General features: G+C 66.6%; 21 protein-coding genes. 5 read left to right on the top strand and 16 right to left on the bottom strand.

Translation table 11 applies throughout. The features are described 5' to 3' along the window. Position 1 precedes the first annotated feature (1 nt). From DQP56_RS03105 to fabG, 3 genes are read right to left on the bottom strand one after another with little or no spacing between them, the layout of a single operon-like run. Complete coding sequence (locus DQP56_RS03105) at positions 2 to 1195, bottom strand: acyl-CoA dehydrogenase family protein (protein ID WP_013830333.1); 1194 nt, start codon at positions 1193 to 1195, stop codon at positions 2 to 4. Then, positions 1192 to 2412 carry an acetyl-CoA C-acetyltransferase gene (locus DQP56_RS03110; RefSeq protein WP_013830334.1) on the bottom strand — a complete coding sequence of 407 codons (1221 nt, stop codon included), beginning with the start codon at positions 2410 to 2412 and terminating at the stop codon, positions 1192 to 1194. The genes DQP56_RS03105 and DQP56_RS03110 overlap by 4 nt, the downstream gene beginning before the upstream one ends. Continuing rightward, positions 2409 to 3149 carry a 3-oxoacyl-ACP reductase FabG gene (fabG, locus tag DQP56_RS03115; RefSeq protein WP_234825482.1) on the bottom strand — a complete coding sequence of 247 codons (741 nt, stop codon included), beginning with the start codon at positions 3147 to 3149 and terminating at the stop codon, positions 2409 to 2411. Before fabG ends, DQP56_RS03110 begins: the two co-directional genes overlap by 4 nt. Positions 3150 to 3253: 104 nt before the next feature. Between fabG and DQP56_RS03120 the strand changes: the two genes are divergently transcribed. From DQP56_RS03120 to DQP56_RS03130, 3 genes are read left to right on the top strand one after another with little or no spacing between them, the layout of a single operon-like run. Then, positions 3254 to 4417, top strand: coding sequence for an acyl-CoA dehydrogenase family protein (locus tag DQP56_RS03120; protein ID WP_112683537.1), 1164 nt, complete (start codon positions 3254 to 3256; stop codon positions 4415 to 4417). Between the two features lie 22 nt (positions 4418 to 4439). After that, a complete protein-coding gene (locus DQP56_RS03125; RefSeq protein ID WP_112683538.1) occupies positions 4440 to 5261 on the top strand; it encodes a mycofactocin-coupled SDR family oxidoreductase in 822 nt (273 codons plus the stop codon). A gap of 8 nt (positions 5262 to 5269) precedes the next feature. Then, positions 5270 to 6763, top strand: coding sequence for an ANL family adenylate-forming protein (locus DQP56_RS03130; RefSeq protein ID WP_112683539.1), 1494 nt, complete (start codon positions 5270 to 5272; stop codon positions 6761 to 6763). Here DQP56_RS03130 and DQP56_RS03135 read toward each other — a convergent pair. From DQP56_RS03135 to DQP56_RS03185, 12 genes are all read right to left on the bottom strand, one after another. Beyond that, positions 6758 to 7936 (bottom strand): cytochrome P450, encoded by a 1179-nt coding sequence (locus DQP56_RS03135; protein WP_112683540.1) that lies wholly within the window; start codon positions 7934 to 7936, stop codon positions 6758 to 6760. The two genes, DQP56_RS03130 and DQP56_RS03135, sit on opposite strands and share 6 nt — an antisense overlap. Positions 7937 to 7942: 6 nt before the next feature. Then, a complete protein-coding gene (locus DQP56_RS03140) occupies positions 7943 to 8347 on the bottom strand; it encodes a hypothetical protein (protein ID WP_112683541.1) in 405 nt (134 codons plus the stop codon). Between the two features lie 13 nt (positions 8348 to 8360). Further along, complete coding sequence (locus tag DQP56_RS03145; RefSeq protein ID WP_112683542.1) at positions 8361 to 9047, bottom strand: hypothetical protein; 687 nt, start codon at positions 9045 to 9047, stop codon at positions 8361 to 8363. Beyond that, a complete protein-coding gene (locus DQP56_RS25540) occupies positions 9044 to 9175 on the bottom strand; it encodes a hypothetical protein (RefSeq protein WP_019736260.1) in 132 nt (43 codons plus the stop codon). Before DQP56_RS25540 ends, DQP56_RS03145 begins: the two co-directional genes overlap by 4 nt. Positions 9176 to 9189: 14 nt before the next feature. After that, positions 9190 to 9981: a CbbQ/NirQ/NorQ/GpvN family protein gene (locus tag DQP56_RS03150; protein ID WP_112683543.1), complete on the bottom strand. Its 792-nt coding sequence runs from the start codon at positions 9979 to 9981 to the stop codon at positions 9190 to 9192. A 12-nt stretch (positions 9982 to 9993) separates the two neighbouring features. Further along, the gene (locus DQP56_RS03155; protein ID WP_112683544.1) at positions 9994 to 11526 is read right to left on the bottom strand and encodes a nitric oxide reductase activation protein NorD; all 1533 of its coding nucleotides are present in this window, start codon (positions 11524 to 11526) and stop codon (positions 9994 to 9996) included. A gap of 398 nt (positions 11527 to 11924) precedes the next feature. After that, a complete protein-coding gene (locus DQP56_RS03160; RefSeq protein WP_112683545.1) occupies positions 11925 to 12602 on the bottom strand; it encodes a hypothetical protein in 678 nt (225 codons plus the stop codon). A gap of 45 nt (positions 12603 to 12647) precedes the next feature. Next, entirely contained in the window at positions 12648 to 13259 is a 612-nt protein-coding gene (locus DQP56_RS03165; protein ID WP_112683546.1) for a TetR/AcrR family transcriptional regulator, read from the bottom strand. Between the two features lie 87 nt (positions 13260 to 13346). Beyond that, on the bottom strand, positions 13347 to 13523 hold the full coding sequence (locus tag DQP56_RS03170; RefSeq protein WP_112683547.1) for a (2Fe-2S)-binding protein: 177 nt from the start codon (positions 13521 to 13523) through the stop codon (positions 13347 to 13349). Positions 13524 to 13529: 6 nt separating this feature from the next. Next, the gene (locus DQP56_RS03175) at positions 13530 to 14987 is read right to left on the bottom strand and encodes a FadD3 family acyl-CoA ligase (RefSeq protein WP_112683548.1); all 1458 of its coding nucleotides are present in this window, start codon (positions 14985 to 14987) and stop codon (positions 13530 to 13532) included. Positions 14988 to 14989: 2 nt separating this feature from the next. Beyond that, positions 14990 to 16180 carry an amidohydrolase family protein gene (locus DQP56_RS03180; protein WP_112683549.1) on the bottom strand — a complete coding sequence of 397 codons (1191 nt, stop codon included), beginning with the start codon at positions 16178 to 16180 and terminating at the stop codon, positions 14990 to 14992. A 35-nt stretch (positions 16181 to 16215) separates the two neighbouring features. Beyond that, positions 16216 to 17790, bottom strand: a complete 1575-nt coding sequence (locus DQP56_RS03185) for an AMP-binding protein (RefSeq protein WP_112683550.1) — start codon at positions 17788 to 17790, stop codon at positions 16216 to 16218. A gap of 57 nt (positions 17791 to 17847) precedes the next feature. Between DQP56_RS03185 and DQP56_RS03190 the strand changes: the two genes are divergently transcribed. Continuing rightward, positions 17848 to 18570, top strand: coding sequence for an enoyl-CoA hydratase/isomerase family protein (locus tag DQP56_RS03190; RefSeq protein WP_112683551.1), 723 nt, complete (start codon positions 17848 to 17850; stop codon positions 18568 to 18570). Here DQP56_RS03190 and DQP56_RS03195 read toward each other — a convergent pair. Next, positions 18567 to 19217, bottom strand: coding sequence for a TetR family transcriptional regulator (locus tag DQP56_RS03195; protein WP_112683552.1), 651 nt, complete (start codon positions 19215 to 19217; stop codon positions 18567 to 18569). The two genes, DQP56_RS03190 and DQP56_RS03195, sit on opposite strands and share 4 nt — an antisense overlap. 111 nt (positions 19218 to 19328) lie before the next feature. Between DQP56_RS03195 and DQP56_RS03200 the strand changes: the two genes are divergently transcribed. Next, complete coding sequence (locus tag DQP56_RS03200) at positions 19329 to 20657, top strand: cytochrome P450 (protein WP_435673812.1); 1329 nt, start codon at positions 19329 to 19331, stop codon at positions 20655 to 20657. Positions 20658 to 20677: the final 20 nt, after the last annotated feature.

Below are 20677 nucleotides of genomic sequence, written 5' to 3' on the forward strand. Positions count from 1 at the left end.
CTCAGATCCGGTAGTCGGCGAGCAGTCGCTTGCTGATGATCTGTTTCTGGATCTCGCTGGTGCCCTCGCCGATCAGCAGGAACGGTGCATCGCGCATCAGCCGTTCGATCTCGTACTCCTTGGAGTAGCCGTAGCCGCCGTGGATCCGGAAACTCTGCTGGGTGACCTCCGAGCAGAACTCGCTGGCCAGGTATTTGGCCATCCCGGCGGCCACGTCGTTGCGCTCGCCGGAGTCCTTGAGCCGGGCGGCATTGACCATCATCAGGTGCGCCGCTTCGACTTTGGTCGCCATCTCGGCAAGCTCGAAGGCGATCGCCTGATGCTCGGCGATAGGTTTGCCGAAGGTCTCGCGCTGCTGGGCGTAGCGCACCGCCAGCTCGAACGCCCGGATGCCCACCCCGCAGGCCCTGGCCGACACATTGACCCGGCCCACCTCGATACCATCCATCATCTGGAAGAAACCCTGACCCGGCGCCCCGCCCAGCACGTCATCGGCGGCGGCGGCGTACCCGTCGAAGATCAGCTCGGTGGTGTCGATGCCCTTGTAGCCGAGCTTGTCGAGCTTGCCCGGAATCGTCAGGCCGGGAACCACTTCGCCGAAGCCGACCGGCTTTTCCACCAGGAACGCGGTCAGGTTGCGATGCGGTTTGTCGGCGCCCTCGTCGGTACGCACCAGTACGGCGATCAGGGTGGAACTGCCGCCGTTGGTCAGCCACATCTTCTGTCCGTCGATGACGTATCCGCCGTCGGCTTGGCGGGTGGCGCGAGTGCGGATCGCGGCGACGTCGGACCCCAGTTCGGGCTCGGACATCGAGAACGCGCCGCGGGTCTCACCGGTGGCCATCCGCGGCAGGAAACGCTGCTTCTGCTCGTCGGTGCCGTGCTGACGCAACATGTAGGCGACGATGAAATGGGTGTTGAGCACACCGGAGACGCTCATCCAGCCGCGGGCCAACTCCTCGACGCACAGCGCGTAGGTGAGCAGCGATTCACCGAGCCCGCCGTATTCCTCGGGGATCATCAGGCCGAACAGGCCCATCTCCCGCATCGAGTCCACGATGGCCTGCGGATAGGTGTCGGTCCGCTCCAGCTCGCCGGCCGCCGGAATGACTTCCTTGTCCACGAACCGACGCACGGTGTCGAGGATCTCGGTCTGGAACTCGGTGAGCCCCAAGGTTTGTGCGAGTTTGGTCACGGCCCGACCCTTTCGAAGACGGCGGCGAGCCCTTGGCCGCCGCCGATGCACATGGTCTCCAGTCCGTAGCGGGCGCCGCGCCGGTTGAGCTCGCGGGCCAGTGTGGCAAGCATCCGCCCACCGGTCGCGCCGACCGGATGCCCCAGCGAGATTCCCGAACCATGCACGTTGGTTCGTTCCCGGTCGGCGGCGCCGAACTCCCAGGCGGCCATCACCGCGAGTGCCTGCGCGGCGAACGCCTCGTTGAGCTCGATGAGGTCGATGTCGGCCAGTCGCAGCCCGGCCTTGCCCAGTGCGACATCAGTGGCGGGTACCGGCCCGATCCCCATGACGTTGGGCGCGACTCCCGCGACTCCCCACGACACCAGTCGCACCAACGGGGTCAGACCCAGCTGCTCGGCCTTCTCGCGGGTGGTCACCACGCACATCGACGCCGCGTCGTTCTGGCCGCTGGAGTTGCCGGCGGTGACGGTGGCATCCGGATCGGTCTTGCCCAGCACCGGTTTCAGCTTGGCCAGCGACTCCACCGAGGTGTCGGCCCGGGGATGCTCGTCGGTGTCGATGAACTGCTCGCCGGCACGGGAGCTCACGCTGACGCCGATGATCTCCTCGGCCAGCACCCCGGACTGCTGGGCCGCCACCGCGCGCCGGTGCGAGGTCACCGCCAGCTCGTCCTGGTCGACGCGGGAGATGCCGTACTCGCGGCGCAGGTTCTCGGCGGTCTCCAGCATGCCGCCGGGCACCGGGTAGTGCCGGCCTCCGGCGGTGGTCCGACCGCGCGCCAGGCCGTCGTGTATCCGGACCCCGCCGCGGGCCCCGCCCCAGCGCATGTCGGTGGAGTAGAACGCCACGTTGCTCATGCTCTCCGCGCCGCCGGCGATCACCACGTCGCAATCACCGCTGCTCACCTGTAGGCAGGCCTGCAGTACCGCCTGCAGCCCGGAGCCGCAGCGGCGGTCGACCTGCATGCCCGGAACCGTCACGGGCAGACCGGAATCCAGCGCGACCACCCGTCCGATGGCCGGTGCCTCACTATTGGGGTAGCAGTGGCCGAGCACCACGTCGTCGATCACGTCGGCGGGCAGACCGGTGCGGTCCATCAGGCCTTTGAGAGCGGCGACGCCGAGCTCGACGGCGGTCAACGACTTGAACATCCCGCCATAGCGGCCGATCGGGGTACGGACCGGCTCGCAGATCACCGCCTCCCGGACGCTCACAGATGCCTGCCGCCGGTTACTTCGAGCACCGTGCCGGTCATGTAGGACGACATCCCAGAGGCCAGGAACAGCGCGACATTAGCCACCTCATCGGGCTCCCCGGCCCGGCCCAGTGGCACCTCGGCCACCTTGGAGTCCCAGATGCGCTGCGGCATCGCCTCGGTCATCGCCGAGCGGATCAGCCCGGGCTGGATTGCGTTCACCCGCACCCCCAGGTACGCCAGCTCCTTGCTGGCCGCCTTGGTCATCCCGACGATGCCGGCCTTGGCCGCCGAGTAATTCGTCTGACCGACCATGCCCACCTTGCCGGAGATCGAGGACATGTTGACGATCGCGCCGCGCTTCTGCTCCCGCATGATCGCGGCGGCCGCGCGCAGTCCGTTCCAGGTGCCCTTGAGGTGTACCGAGATCACCTGGTCGAACTGCTCCTCAGTCATCTTGCGCATGGTGGCGTCGCGAGTGATGCCGGCGTTGTTCACCATGATGTCCAGCCCGCCGAACATCTCCACCGCGGCGGCGACCAACGCGTCGACCTCGGCGGAACTGGTGACATCACAGCGCACCGCTCGCGCCACCTCGGATCCGCCCAGCTGCGCGGCGGCCTCCTCGGTGGCCGCCAGGTTCACGTCGCCGAGCACCACCCGGGCACCTTCGGCGATGAATCGCGCCGCGATCGCGTAGCCCAGACCCTGGGCGCCGCCGGTGACGACCGCTGTTTGACCGGTCAGCAAGGACACTCGATCACCCGCCTTCTGTGAGATGTTTACGTCATCATATTTCATATATGATCGTCGTCGGTAACGGGCCGTTCAAGTGTCGAACGTGAGGAGAAGCGGCGTCGATGAGTGAAGTCAACGACGAGGATTTCGCCGAGATTCTCGCCCAGACCCGCCATTTCGTTCGCAGCTCGGTGGTTCCGCGCGAGGCCGAGATCCTCGCCGAGGACCGCGTGCCCGACGATCTGCGCGAACAGGCCAAGGCGATGGGCCTGTTCGGCTACGCGATCCCGCAGCAGTGGGGCGGGCTGGGCCTGAACCTCGCCCAGGACGTCGAGTTGGCCATGGAGTTGGGCTACACGTCGCTGGCGGTGCGCTCGATGTTCGGCACCAACAACGGCATCGCCGGTCAGGTGCTGGTCGGGTTCGGCACGCAGGAGCAGAAGAGCCGCTGGTTGGCCCCCATTGCCACCGGTGACGTCGTGGCCTCCTTCGCGCTCACCGAACCGGGTGCGGGCTCCAACCCGGCCGGGCTGCTGACCAAGGCGGTCCGCGACGGTTCGGACTGGCTGATCACCGGCCAGAAGCGGTTCATCACCAACGCGCCCACGGCCGAGCTGTTCATCGTCTTCGCCCGCACCCGCCCGGCCGATGAGCAGGGCGCAGGCATCGCGGTCTTTCTGGTGCCCGCCGGGGCCGACGGGGTCGAGGTGGGCGTCAAAGACGCCAAGATGGGCCAGGAAGGGGCGTGGACGGCCGACGTGAGCTTCACCGGCGTACGCGTCTCCGATGCGGCGCTGGTCGGCGGGAGCGAAGATCTCGGCTACCGGGCGGCATTGACGTCGCTGGCCCGGGGCCGGGTGCACATCGCCGCGCTGGCGGTCGGCGCGGCGCAGCGCGCGCTCGACGAGTCGGTCGGCTATGCGGCCACCGCCACGCAGGGCGGCACCCCGATCGGCAACTTTCAACTGGTGCAGGCGATGCTGGCCGACCAGCAGACCGGCGTTTTGGCCGGCCGCGCCATGGTTCGTGACGCCGCGCGCAAGTGGGTCACCGACGAAGACCGGCGAATCGCGCCGTCGGCGGCGAAGCTGTTCTGCACCGAGATGGCCGGCAAGGTCGCCGATCTCGCGGTACAGGTCCACGGCGGCACCGGTTACATGCGGGGGGTACCGGTCGAACGTATTTACCGCGATGTCCGGCTGCTGCGGCTCTATGAGGGCACCAGCGAGATCCAACGGCTGATCATCGGCTCGGGTCTGGTCAAAGCGGCGCAACGCCAATCGTGAATCACCGACGGAGGGAACAGCAATGACGGGACGACTAACCGACAAGGTGGCTTTCATCACCGGCGCGGCCCGCGGGCAGGGCCGCGCGCATGCGGTGCGGATGGCTACCGAGGGCGCCGACATCATCGCGATCGATGTCGCCGGCAAACTCCCGGACTGCGTGCCGTACGACTCGGCGAGCCCGGAGGAGCTCGCTGAGACGGTGCAGCTGGTGGAAGCCACCGGTCGGCGCATCGTGTCCTCGGTTGTGGACACCCGCGACTACGACGGATTACGTGAAGCCGCCGACGCCGGCGTGGCCGCATTGGGGCGGCTGGACATCATCGTCGCCAACGCCGGTATCACCGCGCCCCAGGTCTGGGATGCCATCACCCCGGAGTCATTTCGCGATGTGATGGACGTCAACGTAACCGGCACCTGGAATACGGTGATGGCCGGCGCGCAGCACATTATCGACGGCGGCCGGGGCGGGTCGATCATCCTGATCAGCTCGGCAGCCGGAATCAAGATGCAGCCGTTCATGATCCACTACACGGCCAGCAAGCACGCGGTCACCGGGATGGCCCGCGGGCTCGCCGCCGAACTGGGTAAGCATTCGATTCGGGTGAACAGCCTGCACCCCGGTGCGGTCAACACGCCGATGGGCACCGGCGAGATGATGGCGGCGTTGCACCGGGCCAACGAGACCAACCCCGGCCTGATGAACATGGTGACGCCGTTCCTGCCCGACTACATTGCCGAGCCGGAAGATATCGCAGACGCTGTTTGCTGGCTGGCCAGCGATGAATCACGCATGGTCACCGCATCACGAATCCCGGTCGATCTGGGGTCCACCCAGTACTGAGGCGGGGAATGGACCGGTTCTGCGCAACGCTGTCAGCGGGCCTGCACGGCTACGGCGCGGCACCGTGCCTCGAATTCGAGCAAAAATGGTTTTCCGGCAACGACATCACCGGCTACATCGCAGCTGTCGACGACCAGCTGGCCCGGGCGGGGGTCGCGCCAACTGATCTGGTCGGCGTGGTGGTGCGCAATCGGGTCCCGCACGCCGCGGTCATTCTGGGGTTCATCGCCGCCGGGCGTCCGGTCGCGATGATCTACTCCTACCAATCGCCGCAGTCCATTGCCCGCGATATCGGCGCACTGCGGCTACCGGCAATCCTGGCCGACCAGCAGGACTGGACCGGACCGGTGCGCGACGCGGTCACGCACGTCGGATCGGCCGGGATCGCGTTGATTCCCGAGCCGCTCGCTGTCGAAACCATCTCCGTGCGAAGGCAAGTCGGCGTAGCGGCGCCCGACGGTAGGCTCGCACCCGGACTGCACATCTTGACCAGCGGCACTACCGGGGCGCCCAAACGGGTGCCGGTATCGACGTCGGCACTGCAGCACACGGTGCTGACCATGACCGTGGGGCAGCACCCGCGTGGGAAGGCCGCGCCACCCGACGATCCTCCCGAACTGGCGTATTGGCCGTTCGGCAGCATCGGCATCTGCCAGCTGCTGGCCGGGCCCTACGCCGGCAGGCGGGTGGTGCTGCTGGAGAAGTTCACCGTCGACGAGTGGGTGCGAGCGGTCAAGACCTACCGGATCAGGCGGACCGGCGTTCAGCCCGCGATACTGCGGATGCTGCTCGATGCCGACGTCGCCAAAGCAGATCTGGCCTCGCTGGAGTACCTGCCCGGCGGGTCCGGCCCGCTGGCCCCGCGGTTGCGCGAGGAATTCGAGAGCCGCTACGGCATACCGCTGCTCTGGGCGTACGGCGCCACGGAATTCGCCGGCTCGGTCTGCGCCTGGACACCGGAGCTGTATCGGCGCTATGGCCGGACAAAGCCGGACAGTTCAGGCAAACCCCTGCCGGGGGTGCAGGTACGCGTCGTCGACGCGGCTACCGGCACCGCGCTGCCGACCGGCGAGCAGGGGCTTTTGGAAGCCCGCGTACAGGTGATCGGACCGGAGTGGATCCGCACCACCGATCTCGCGTCGGTGGATGCCGACGGTTTCGTCACGATTCACGGACGCGCGGATGGCGCGATCAACCGCGGCGGTTTCAAGGTCCTGCCGGAAACGGTGCGCGCGGTGTTGGTGTCACACCCGGCAGTGCGCGACGCGTGCGTGATCGGCATCCCCGATGCCAGACTGGGCCAGGTTCCCGCGGCCGCAGTCGAACTGCGGCACGGTGGCGCCACCGCCTCGAGCGAGGAGCTGATGACGCTGGTCCGCAACGCATTGCCCAGCCATCATGTGCCGGTGGCGATCGTCGTCGTCGAACAACTGCCGCGCAATGCCGCGCTCAAGGTGCGGCCCGCCGATGTCGCCGCGCTGTTCGAGGCGCGACGGTCATGATTGCAACCCGAGCCTGAGCGGCAGCGCGGGCAGCGCGCACGTCGCCGACGGCCAGGTGATCTCGGGCACGAAACCCGGCGCGAGCCCGAAATCGGGAATGCGGGCCAACCATTCCGAGACCACGAGTTTGAGCTCCATCCGAGCGAGGTGTGAGCCCAGACAGCGGTGTGGTCCGCCGCCGAATCCCCAGTGTTTGTGCACCTTTCCGTCGAGGACGAGCTTCCCCCCGGAAAACTCGTCGCTGCCGTCTCGATTGATCGCACCGAGGCAGAGGCGGACCTGGGCGCCCGCGGGAATCTCAATGCCGGCGACGGTGACCGGGCGGGTGGTCGCTCGCCCGACGACGGGTGCCGCAGGTTCGAGGCGGATCATCTCCTCGACGAAGACCGCGACACCGTCGGGGTCGGCGCGCAATTCCGCACGCAACCCGGGCCGGCGGGCCAGTTCCAGCATCGTCATGCCGATCATGGCGGTGACGGTGTCCAGCCCGGCCAGCACGAACACCAGGGACAGTCCGGTGGCCTCGTCGTCGTCGAGCGGGTCTGCGCCGTGCAACACTTCCGAGAGAATGCCGGGCCGTGGTTCCTTGCGTTGGCGGGCAACCGCTTCGGTGAGGTAGCCGAACAGCTCCACTGTCGGGGTCAGATCCACGCTGGCGGGGTCGTCGGTCAGACTCAACGCGATAATCGCGTTCTTCCAGGCGACCAGGCGGTCCCGATCCTCCAGGGGCAGACCGAACAGCGTGAGGAACACCTGCGATGGGTAGGGGGTGGCCAATTCGGCCATCACCTCACACCGGTCGTGCTCGGCGATCCCGGCGATGAGCTCGGCGGCCTGCGACTGCAACGATGGCAGCAGAGCCATCAGGGTCTGGGGGCTGAAGTAGCGATGTAGCAGCTGCCGGTACTGGGTGTGGTCAGGCGGGTCGAACCCCAACGGCACCAGCGGAACCGGGCTGATCATGTCGCCGTAGGGGATCCTCGAGGAGAAGACCTCCCAGTCACGCAGCGCGGCAAGCACATCATCGCGACGGGTGAGGTAGTAGGCGCCCTCGCCGTACACCACGGGCCCGAGATCGCGCAGCGCCGCCCACCCTTCACCACGATCGCGGGCCATCGGCAGGTCGGCGTAAGCGAAGTGCGGCACCGCCGGTGCCACGTGCACGTCGGTCATGACCGCTCAACCACCCTGCGGTTGTGCAGCTTGCTGTCTGGCCAGCCGGGCCTGGTACCGCTCGACCAGCTCCCGGAAGCCGAGCCGGTCATATTGCGGAACGGGCTGAATCCCCCAGATGTCCTTGGCGGTGTCCTTGCCCTCGGCGCCCTCCGGAGGGCCGAGCGGCGGGTAGGGGTACTTGCACTCGAGGGTGTCGTCGGAGTAGCGCACCTTGAGCAGCTCGCTGCAGATCTGGGTGAGACTCAGCGTCGGGTAACCGTAGTAGATCGCCATGAACGGCAGGGTGAAAGCGCCTTCGATGACCAGTGCGACCAGGCACACCAACGTGGCGCGCTTGATCCAGGTGTGCATGCGCGCGTAGTACGGCGTGGTGCCCGGCGGGAGGTCTTCGGCGGCAGTGGTTTCCATAGTTGCGCTCCTTTTAGTCGGTGAAGACTTCGCGGTTCACCGTGTGCAGGTACGGGATGGCGAGGAAGGGGGTGATGTAGAAGATGTCGTAGAGCCACCAGCCGATGACCGGAAAGATCACCCCGGCGAACCGCACGTCGGCGAACATCGTCATGTTGAACACGTACAACACCCAGATCAACACACCCATCCAGCAGGTGACGATCATCCATTGGTGGCCCCAGCGCTTCATCTGCAGAAAGCCGATCGCGGCGGCGCAGCGCATCGCGAACACCGTGAGGATCATGCCGAAGACCATGGATTTCTCCCCGGGCCCGGCGGCACCGCCGACCCAGAGTTCGTTGTAGTGCCAGAAATAGCCGGCGTCGAACATGTGACCCCAGCCGATCATCAGCACCCGGTTGATCAGGGTGTGGTTGGCAACCAGGTCCAGCGACCAGCCCAGGCTGTTGAGCATGCCGTCGATCAGCACCAGATAACCGATCAGCGTGACGATCATGGGCCGCACCGACAGGCCGGCCCGCTGGGCCTCACGCTGCAGCCACACCCCGCGCATGAAGATCGGAAAGCCGATCAACCCGGGTGCCCACATACCCATCAGCGCAGCCCCGACGATCATCCATTTGTCGGCCTGCCACTGGGCGAGGCGGGACTGCTCCTGGTGGTCTTCCAGACCGACCGGTGGCCCGGTGACGGTCACAGGTACCACCAGCCCCGTTCGAACGACATGTACAGCTGGATCAGGAACATCGTGAGCAGGTAGCCGTAGATGACGATCTGGAAGACGATCAAGGCCCTCTTGCGCTTCTGCTCTCGCTGGTCGGCCATTTCGGGTGTCCTTTCTAGAGTTTGTCGGCGTCGAGCAGAACTGCGGCCGCGATCTCGCGCAGCCCTTCACTGATGGCGCCATCGGTGCTCAGCGGCGCAAGGATGCACGCTTCGGCGGCTTCCAGTTCGCCGGCACCGGCCGCGATGAGCTGTGCCGCGGTGACCAGCACCCGGGTCGACGGCGGCTCGAAGTGGAACGCCTCGTCGGCGGTGCGGATGGCGATGGCGCACTGCACGAGTCGCTGCGCGGCGGCGAGTTCGATGCCCGTCTCCGCGACGACGGCCTGCGCCTCCCGCTCGGGGGGAAGGTAGGTCATCGGCAAGGTGGCGAAGCGCTGCCGAAATGACGGTTTGAGTTCTTTCAACGAACTCCGGTACGCCGGGTTGTAGGAGCACACGAGCATGAAATCGTCTGGCGCCGGGACCACTTCGTCGGCCCGGTCCAGATACAGCGTGCGCCGATGATCGGTGAGCGAGTGCAGAATCGCCAGTGAGTCATGACGCGCCTCCACCACCTCGTCGAGGTAGCAGATGGCACCGGTTTTGACCGCCCTGGTCAGTGGTCCGTCGGTCCAGGTGACGTCACCGCCGGTCACCATGAAGCGTCCGACGAGATCTGCGCTGGTCAGGTCGTCGTGACAGCTGATGGTGATGACGGGTCGTCCCAGCAGCGATCCCATATGTTCGACGAACCGGGTCTTACCGCAGCCGGTCGGGCCGGTCAGCATCACCGGGATCTTCCGAGTGAAGGCCTGCTCGAAGAGTCGGACCTCGTTTCCGTTCGAATAATATAGGTCGCTGCTCATGTGGCTCCTCCCCTACGTACTGATCAGTTCGCGGTGCACGCGTGACAGCACACGCGGCAGTTCTTCGACCCGGCTGATCCGTTGTGAGCGTTTGGGTCCGAAGACCTCGGGCAGCGGGTCGACGCGTGTCGGGCCGACGCCCACGTAGTAGACCGACACACCGGCCTCGTTGGCCTCCGCCACCGCGTGTGCGGCGTCCGACCAGGCGTACCTGCCCTCGTAGCCTTCGTCGGAGATCATCCCGTCGCCGATGATGATGAGTAGGCGGCGCTCCGAGGGCTGGTCGAGCAGTCGGCTGGTCAGATGCCGGATCGGGGCGCCGAGGCGGGTGTAACCACCGGCGGACAACCCCATGCCGCTCGGCGGGACGAAGCGGGCTTCCGGAAAGTCCTTCAGGCAACGGACTTCTACCCGATGCCGGGTGTTGCCGGTGAACACGAAGATCCCGTGCCGCTCACGCGCGTGGGTCATGGCGCGAGACAGTGCGTCCGCGCAGGCCAACTCGAGCCGGAACACCCGTCCCCCGTGTACCCCCAGTGATGAGCTGCCGTCGAGCAGCAGCGCGGTGCTGACATCGCGGTCACACGGCAACAGGTCACGGAACAGTCGAGGCTCGTCGGCTTCCCCGGTGCGCAGGTCGACGTAATGGCGGACGTACTGGTCGATATCGAGATCCGACCCGTCCTCGAGCCGGTTGACCATCGCACGATGGGTGTCCTCCTGAAACCACTTGCGCAGGTCAGCCGAGGCCGTGGTGGCAGCACCGACTCGTCGGTCACGCGCCAACTCCACAACGGCCACGTGGTCGGGCATCAGGCGCTCGGTCCAGGAGTTCCACTCCGGGTACGGGATTCCCGGACGGTGCTCAGGGGTGACATCGGTGTCGTTGTCCTGCGGCCGGCTCGGGGGCGGCAGGTTCGGATTGCGGACTCCACCGTCACCGCCGACGGGCACCGAGTACGGCCGCGGCATCCGCTTTTGCGTCGTGGTCCAGGGCATCCTGCCGAATTGCCGCCGCAGTCTGTCGGTCAGCCCGGTGGGCGCGGTGTAGATCGCCGGCAGCCGGCCCAGCAGCGGGTCGAGCTCCGCCTGATCCGATCCACGGGCCGTCTCGATGGCCCGACCGATCATGTCCCGCGCCTCGAGCCGCGGGTCAGCCGGTGCGAGTTCGGGTAGCAGACGGTCGAACTCGGGCATCAGCCCCGGCCACCGCGCCGCGATCCAGCCCAGGGCGACGCCGGCTTCCACGACGGTCAGCGCCCGCAGTTCGCGTGCCGACAGTTCGTTGATCCGGTACTGGCCCAGCCGGTCCTTCGACGATGCGCATTGCAGGGCGATCCCGCAGGTCAACGATCGCCGGGTCCAGTCGGTCCGCAACACCGGGTAGGGCACGTGCACGTGACTGCGCGATGCGCTGAGGCCGAAGCCGCGGTGGTCGCCGGTGACCAGCCGCGCACCGGCGCGGTTCTCCTCGCTGAGCGCGACCGCGGTGACCGCGCAGCTGCGTTCCAACGCCATGGCGGCGGTCTGGTCGAGGTCAGTCATGAACCGTCGCTCCCGGGCAGCCGTGCGCCGGGTTCAGAACGTGCCGATGTTGGAGAACATCCAGTACCAGAACCAGATGACCAGACCGGTACCGCCCCATGCCGCGACGTAACGCAGAATCTCCCAGACGTAGTCCATAATCGGACCTCCTTGTTGACGGGTTCAGGCCGGGCGCTGCGGCGCAGGAAAACTTGTAGCGCCCGATGTTTCGTTCGCCGCCGCGAAGCCTCTCGAAGACCGCGGCCGCCCGCGTCGGGCGTCGGCGGGTGTCGTGCCGGAGGTGGCGCACCGGTGGCTTCATGGTGCACTGTTTCTAACCCATTGACTGACTTCAGTCAATAGAACGGATGCCTGCAGAAGGTTGGTCCGGGCTCGGAGCGCCGCGGCGCGGGGCGTGTTCAATCGGTGAAGATCTCGCGGTTCACCGTGTGCAGATAGGGGATCGCGAGGAAGGGGGTGATGTAGAAGATGTCGTAGAGCCACCAGCCCACGACCGGGAAGATCACCCCGGCGAACCGCACGTCGGCGAACATCGTCATGTTGAAGACGTACAACACCCAGATCACCACGCCCATCCAGCAGGTGACGACCATCCACTGGTGGCCCCAGCGCTTCATCTGCAGGAACCCGATCCCCGCCGCGATCCGCATGGTGAACACGGTGAGAATCATGCCCGCTTCCATGGCCTTTTCGCCTGGGCCGGCAGCGCCGCCAACCCAGAGTTCGTTGAAATGCCAGAAGTATCCGGCGTCGAACATGTAGCCCCAGCCGCTGAGCAGCACACGCGCCAGCAAGGAGTGACTACCGATCAGGTCGAGGGCCCACCCCACGGTGTTGATCGCCGAGTCGACGATGACCAGGTATCCCAGCAGGGTCACCAGCATCGGCCGCACCGACATGCCGTTCCGCTGCGCCTGCCGGAGTAGCCACACCCCCCGGAGGAACAGCGGCAGGCCGAAAATGCCCAGTGCCGCAGTCCCGATCAGGATGCTTCCGCTGATCAGCCATTTGTCCGCCTGGCGCTGGGCTCGGCGCGACGCTTCCATATGCTCTTCAACCGACAGTGCACCGGGCATACTGACTGACTTTAGTCATTCAGTGTCGCGAGCGGCAAGGGTTGGTCAGCCGATCACGGCAACGCTGTGCAGGGTGCGCTTCACCAAATCGTCGAGCAACTCGTGACGCAGCGGATCGTTGGTGGTGATCGCCAGCGCGTAGAGACCGAGCAAGAAGAACACCGCACTGTTGATCGGCCGGACCTCCGGGTCCACCTCCCCGTCGGCCTGGGCCTGCTCGATGCGCTTGCCCAGCAGCAGGACCAGTGAGTGATCACTACCGTCCTCGGCGGCCGGGCGGGTCTGGGAGAAGTGCAGCGCCAGGAAGTCCTTGAACAGCAGCTCACCGAGGCGGCGTTCCAGCCCCAACACCAGTCGCACCGCCTCGGTCAAAGCGGATTCCAGGTCATGGCCCTTGGCCAGATACCGGCCGAACTGCTTTGCCATCCGGTCCTCTTCACGCTTCTCGAGCTCGAGCAGCACATGTTCCTTGGTGGGGAAGTGGAAGAAGAACGTGCCGTGTGCGACACCGGCCGCGGCGACGATGGCGCCGACGTCGGCCTGCGCCATCCCGGTCCGCTTGAACTCGGCCGTCGCGGCACCCAGCAGCCGCTCCCGTGTCTGCAGGCGCTTGGCTTCACGCGCCGTCATCTTGTCTGACTTGTCCGCCACGGCCATGCCCGGATCCTCTGCCTACTGCGTTGTGACCATTCGCCGGTCACGACAGTACCGCCTCGGTACTGCCCCGCCAGAAGGTGACTTACGTCAGTGACTGCGTTCCGGTTGGGCTGCCGCTATCAGGGCGCGGATGTTGTTCTTACAGCGCCCGCATACCGTGCCCGCTCCGGTGAGTTCACCGACCTGTTTGGTATTCGACGCACCGGCGGCGACGGCATCGATCACCTGCTGACTGGTCACCCCCGCGCACAGGCAGACGTACATGACGTCTCACGCCCCGGCCTGAGTCTCCAGTTGTCCCTTGTCCACCTTGCCGGTGGCGTTCAGCGGCAACCGGTCTAGGAAGCGAACCGAACGCGGAACCTTGAAACCGGCCATCCGGTCACGGCTCCACGCGATCAGCTCCGATTCCGAGAGCCGGGGATCCCGTTTCACCACAAAGGCCTTGCCCACCTGGCCGAGCCGCTCGTCGGGGACACCGATCACCGCGGCCTGTGCGACGGCCGGATGCTCCAGCAGGAAGCCCTCGATCTCGGCCGGGTAGGCGTTGAAGCCGCCGACGATGAACATGTCCTTCTTGCGTCCCACGATCCGCAGTCGACCGGCGTCGTCGATCGTCCCGATGTCTCCGGTGTGCAGCCAGCCCTGCGGGTCGATCGCCTCGGCGGTCGCTTCCGGGTCATCCAGGTAGCCGGCCATCACGTTGTAGCCGCGCACCAGGACCTCGCCGGCTTCGGCGTCGCCGGCTATGCGGATCTCGATGTCCGCACAGGCCTGGCCGGCCGTGGTGGCGATGTCCTCGAATGAGTCACCGGGGCGTGAGGCGGTCACCGTACCGGCCTCGGTCAGTCCATAACCGGTCATGATCGACTGGAACGGCAATTCACTGCGGATCCGGCGGATCAGGTCCACCGGGATGTCGGCGGCGCCGGTGACCGCGGCGCGCAGCGATGACAGGTCACGCCCGGACGGAGCGTCCAATAGCGACTGATACAGCGTCGGCGGACCCGGCAGCATCGTGATGCGTTCGGTCTCAATGAGTTCGGCCACCACGTCGACGTCGAAAACCCGAACCGGGACCATGGTTGCCCCTCGGATGCAGGCGGCGATGCAGCCCGCCTTGTAACCGAAGGTATGGAAGAACGGGTTGACCATCAGATACCGGTCACCCTCGCGCAGATCGGCCAGGTCGCACCACTCGGCATAGAGCCGCAGATTCTGCTGATGGCTCATCATCACGCCTTTGGGCCGGCCGGTGGTGCCCGAGGTGAAGATGATGTCGGCGATGTCGCCACCGTCGACCGCGCGCTGCAGCGGCGCACCTGAGGACAGGAAGTCAGATTTCAGGTCGATCACCGGGATGCCGGGCGGTGCGGTGAAATCCAGCCCCAGGAAACCCTTTTCGACCAGGACCAGCTTGGCGCCGCTGCGACGGATGATGTCGTCGGCCTCGGCCGCCTTGAACCGGGTACTGACCGGCACGAGCACCCCGCCGGCGGTCAGCAGCCCGAATGCGGCGATGATCCATTCCGCGGAGTTGGGCGCCCAGATGGCCACCCTGTCCCCCTTGGCGACCCCCGCCGCGGCCAACGCCCCCGCCGCGCAGCGGACCCGGTCGGCCAACTGCAAAAAACTCAGCCTCACCGGACCGTCGGCGATCGCTTCGGCATCCCCGAAGCGATCGCCGACGCTCAAGACCATCTCGGGAATGGTCTGCCAGCGCGGCACCGCTAAACGGTGACGAGCCGACCGAGGTTACCGCCCATGATCTTGGCCTGGTCCTCGACGGAAAGGTGCGACAACGCCGTGACGTAGTGGGTCGGCTCGGCGAGGCCCTCCGGATGCGGCCAGTCGGAACCGTAGAGCACCTGCTCCACCCCGATCAGGTTGATCAGATCGTCGATGCCCTCTTCGTAGAACGGGCTGACGTAGATGCGGTTCTTGATCTCCTCCATCGGGTTGCCCAGGAATGCCTCCGGTGCCTTCTTGTACACCTCGGCCATGGAGTCCAACAGCGGGAACATCCACTTCGAGCCGGCCTCCACGATGCCCACCTTGAGCTTCGGGTGGCGGAACAGCGCGCCGTGGATCACCCACGAGGCCACCGCGTCCTGAATCGGGCGCCACTCGTTGAGGATCGACATGGCGTTGGTCTGGAACGGCAGCATCTCCTGGCTGGCGCCGTCCCATTCGGAGGTGTAGCGCGAATATCCGCTGTCCGACGAGTGCATTCCGACGAACACGTCGTACTCGACGCACTTCTCCCAGAACGGGTCGAACTCGGGCAGCGCGAACGAGCGCGGCCCGCGGAAGCCGGGCACCGGCGCCGGCCGGACCAGGATGGCGCGCGCCCCGCGCTTGACGCACCAGTCGAGCTCCTCGATCGCCTTCTCCACGATGGGCAAGGTGATCACCGGCGTGGTGAAGATGCGGTTTTTGTAGTTGAATCCCCAGACCTCGTCCAGCCACTGGTTGAGCGAGTGGATGATGACGTGGATCGCCACCGGGTCGTCGCGCAACCGCTCCTCGATCAGGCTCGCCAGCGTCGGGAACATCAGGGACCGGTCGATGCCCAGTTCGTCCATCAGCTCCAGTCGCGGAGCCGGCTCGAAGAAGGCCGGAATCGACTTCATCGGCTCCCCGAACAGTTCCCGCTTGCTCTTGCCGTCGGGGTTGCCGAACTTGAAGTACTCCTCCCAGGCGCCGGGCTTGGCGACCACGGAGAACGTCGGGTTGGGGATGTACTCGCTGATCTGGCCGCGGATGGCGATCTTGGTACGCCCGTTGATCTCCACGTACTGGACGATGTCCTTGTACTCCTTGGGCAAGTACTTGGTCAGCGCCTCAGGCGGCTCATAGAGGTGGTTGTCGGCGTCGAACAACGGAAACGGGATCTCGACGCGATGTGACAGTTGACCCATGAAATGCTCCTTTTCGGCTCATGAGAATCATATTCTCACAACGGTGTCGGTGCAACCTCGCTGGCAAGGCCCTGCCGCACCCGGTACTTCTGCACCTTGCCGCTGGCGGTGCGCGGGAAGTCCTCGGCCACGTGCAGTTCCTCGGGCCACTTCTGCCGCGCCACGCCCATCCGCTCGAAGTGGGCCCGCAGTTCCGGCATCGTCGGCGTCGCGAATCCGGGTTTGAGCCGCACCACCGCGGCCGCCCGCTCCCCGAGTCGGGCGTCGGGCGCTGCGACCACCACTGCCTCGGCAATGGACGGCATCGCCAACAGCACCTCTTCGACCTCCACGGCGCTGATGTTCTCGCCACCGCGGATGATCACATCGGCCTTGCGGTCGGTGATGGTCAGATACCCGTCGGCGTCGAGCACGCCGATGTCGCCGGTGTGATACCAGCCCTCGGCGTCGAAGGCCGCCTCGGTCAGGGCATCGTCGGTGTAGCCCAGGCACAGGTCGGGACCCCGGCTCAATATCTCCCCGTCAGGGGCCAGCCGGATCTCCACGCCGGGTCGCGCGTCGCCGTCGGTGAACAGCCGCTTGTCCTCCGGAGCGCTGGCGGTCGAGCCGGTGATCGACGGATGCTCGGTGCTGCCGTAGGAGCGGTAGACGTAGATGCCGAGATCGGCAAGCCGGCGGGTGACCGCCGCGGGCACCGTCGCCCCGCCGAGCCCGACATTGGGGATGTGCTTGAGATGCTCGGTAGCAAAGCCGGGATGATCGAGCAGGCTGGTGACGAAATACGGCGGTCCGCCGCCGATCGACACCCCCTGACTGGTCATCAGCTCGAGCACCTGGGCAGGATCCCAGGTGTCGGCGAGGTCGATCGGAGCGCTCTCCAGCACCGGGATCAAGAAGGCGCCGAGCATCCCGATGAAGTGCCCGACCGGGGTTGCGGTCAGTTGCCGACCGCGATCCTTGGGGTAATTATCGAGCAGCTGGCGCGTCTCGAAGCACAGCGTCTGGTGACTGTGTATGACGCCCTTGGGGTCTCGGGTGGTGCCGGACGTGAACGCGATGAGCGCCGGTGCGCCGGGATCGGTGGCCAGAATCCCGGCCATCGGTTCGGCGGCAAGCAACTCGTCGAAGTCCTGGCCCGCCACGCTCGCCGGTCTCCCGCCCACAATCCCGACGATCGGGATGTCCGCCGCCAACTCCGGCCGATAGCTCATCCGCCCGAACTTCTCGGCGGTGATGAATACCCGGGGCTTGCTGGCGGCCAGGATGTAGCCCAGCTCCTTAGGCCCGTAGAAGTGCACGACCGGCACCACGACCGCTCCCAGGAACGCCGCCGCCCAGAAGGTCGCGGCGGCCTCCATCCAGTTGGGCAGCTGGAACGCCACGACATCGCCGGGCCCGACGCCGCGGGCCCGCAGCCCGGCCGCCAGCCGGCGGGCGGTCAGCTCCACCTCACCGAAGGTGCCGACCCACGGGCGTACCGCCGAGTGCACCTCGAAGTGGTTGTCGGCCCCGCGGGACAGGCCGTCACCGAGCAAGTCCCCGAGGGTCTCCCGGGTCCACCACCCGTTGGCTTCGTAGTGCCGCACCAGATCGTCGGGAATCTTTCGCATGTCCCCCGCGATGCTATTCTCCTGATCCGAGAATGCCAATATCCTCATTGGAGAGTCATGGTTGATGTCGAGCTGGATGAAGGATTGGCGGTCATCACGATCGATCGTCCCCAGGCGCGCAACGCGATCGCCCCGGAGACGATGGATCAGCTCGACCGTGCCCTCGACGCGGTAGCCGCGGCACGGGCGCTGGTCATCACCGGCGGCGGTGACCGGGCCTTCGTCTCCGGTGGCGACCTCAAGCAGCTCGCCGCCATCCGCACCGAAGCGGACGCGCAGGCCATGGCCTGGCGGATGCGGTTGCTGTGCGACCGCATCGCCGCTTTCCCCGCGCCGGTGATCGCCGCACTGAACGGCCACGCGCTCGGCGGCGGCGCCGAGGTCGCCGTGGCCGCCGACATCCGGATCGCCGCCGCCGACGTCAAGATCGCGTTCAATCAGGTGTCGCTGGCGATCATGCCGGCTTGGGGCGGCGCCGAGCGGCTGGCGGCCCTGGTCGGACACAGTCAGGCGCTGCTGCTGGCCGGCACCGGAACCATGCTCGACGCCACCGCGGCCGAACGGATCGGGCTGGTGAACCGGGTGGTGCCACGGGAGTCGTTCGAGGCCGAATGGCGTGGGCTGGCGCGGTCGCTGGCCAACCGGTCGGCGGGTGAGATCAAACGGGTGCTGGCCGGCGCGTCGGCGGACGAGGCGGTGGCCGCTTTTGCCCGGCTCTGGGTCTCCGACGAGCATTGGGCGGCCGCGGACGCGCTGCAGCAGCAGCGCAACAACCGCTAGCGCGCAGCGGCCCCGGCCGGCGCCACCTGTCCATCGCCGCCGACGACCGATTGCGGCTCGCCCTCGAAGCGATGCAACCACCGCTCCACGAACTCGATGGTCTCGGCATGGCCGAGGGTCATGCCCAGCGCCTCGTGTTCGATGATCAGCATCCGCGATGCGCTGGTCATCAACACCGTCAACACCGTCGCCGGAAACTCGTCGCCGTCGATGCCATAACGGGCCAGCAGGCCGGCCACCGCCTCAATCTGTTCGGCGCGCAGCCGCTCGGCATAGCTGGCGATCTCCGACCGCAACGCCGCACGCTCGTTGGCCAGCGCCATGAACTGCATGGTCAGCGCGGTCCACGCCGGGTCGGTGTTGAACCGCCACAGCGCCCACAACGGCTGCGGCGACGCGAGCGCCGCGGCCTGCTCGGCCACACCCTGATCGCCGCGGCGGCGGAACATCGCCAGGAAAAGGTCATCCATGGTCCGGAAGTAGTAGTGCACGAGTTGGTGCTTGAGGCCGGCCCGCTCGGCGACGCGGCGCGAGCTGACGGCGGTGTGGCCGGCGGTCAACAAGAGCTCCTCGGCGGCATCAAGCAACCGCAACCGGTTCTTCGCGTCCGGAGCCCCAATTCTGCGCTGCCCCTTAGGTTCGGGCATGCCGTCCGCTTCGCATCATCACATTCCATCCTTTACACGTCCGGCGTCCAGCGTAATGCCGCCGCAACCCTTGCTTCCCGCTCCCGCCCATGCTAAGCAGATGCACAGCACATGTCAGCCCATTCAGCAGAGGGGTCCACGTTGACCGACTTCGACACCATCGACTTCTTCACCGATCAGTCCCTGATACCGGACCCTCACCCGTACTTCGACTACCTGCGGGCGCAGAACCCGGTGACCCCGCTGAACGTCTACGGCGTCGTCGCCGTGACCGGTCACGAAGAAGCGAACGAGGTCTACCGCGACTCCGACACCTACTCCAACCTGGTCGCCGTGGGTGGGCCCTTCCCGCCGCTGCCGTTCGAGCCCGAGGGCGACGACATCAGCGAGCAGATCGAGGCGCATCGCCATCAGATGCCGATGGCCGATCACATGGTCACCATGGACCCGCCGATGCACACCAAGGCCCGGTCGCTGCTGAATCGGCTGCTGACGCCCAAGCGGCTCAAGGAGAACCAGGACTTCATGTGGCAGCTGGCCGACCGTCAGCTCGACTACTTCGCCGAGAGCGGCAAATGCGAATTCCTCTCCGAGTACGCCCGGCCGTTCGCACTGCTGGTGATCGCCGACCTGCTCGGTGTGCCCGAGGAGGACCGGCCGGCGTTCCAGGAGGTACTGGGCGCCCCGCAGCCGGGCGCCCGGATCGGCTCGCTCGATCACGAGGAGTTGGCCCACGACCCGCTGGCGTGGCTGGACGACAAGTTCAGCGGCTACCTGAATGACCGGCGGGAGAATCCACGCGGCGACGTGCTGACCGACCTGGCCACTGCCACCTACGAGGACGGGTCGATCCCCGAGATCTCCGACGTGGTCAAGAGTTCCACGTTCCTGTTCGCCGCCGGACAGGAGACCACCACCAAGCTGCTCAGCGCGGCGCTGCGGTTCCTGGCCGAGGACCCCGGCCTCGTCGCGCAACTGCGCGAGGACCGCAACAGGATCCCGAACTTCCTCGAAGAGACCCTGCGGATGGAGAGCCCGGTCAAGACCGACCCGCGGCTGGTGCGCAAGACCACGACGTTGGGCGGCGTCGAGCTCAAGGCCGGCACGGTCGTGGTGATGTTCCCCGGTGCGATCAACCGCGACCCCCGCAAGTTCGAGAACCCGCACGAGTTCCGGATCGACCGGCCCAACGTGCGCGAGCACCTGGCGTTCGCCCGCGGCAGTCACACCTGTCCGGGGTCGCCGCTGGCCCGCGCCGAGAGCCGGATCTCGCTGGAACGCATCCTGGACCGCATGACCGACATCCGGCTCGACGAGTCGCAGCACGGACCGGCCGGTGACCGCCGATTCAGTTTCGAACCGACCTTCATCCTGCGCGGCCTGACCGAACTCCACCTGGAATTCACCCCGGTGACGGCTCCCGTCCCCGCCGGCCTCTGACCGCTGTTCTCCCACCCACT

It is taken from the genome of Mycolicibacter senuensis (assembly GCF_003284925.1).
Taxonomy (GTDB): Bacteria; Actinomycetota; Actinomycetes; order Mycobacteriales; family Mycobacteriaceae; genus Mycobacterium; species Mycobacterium algericum_A.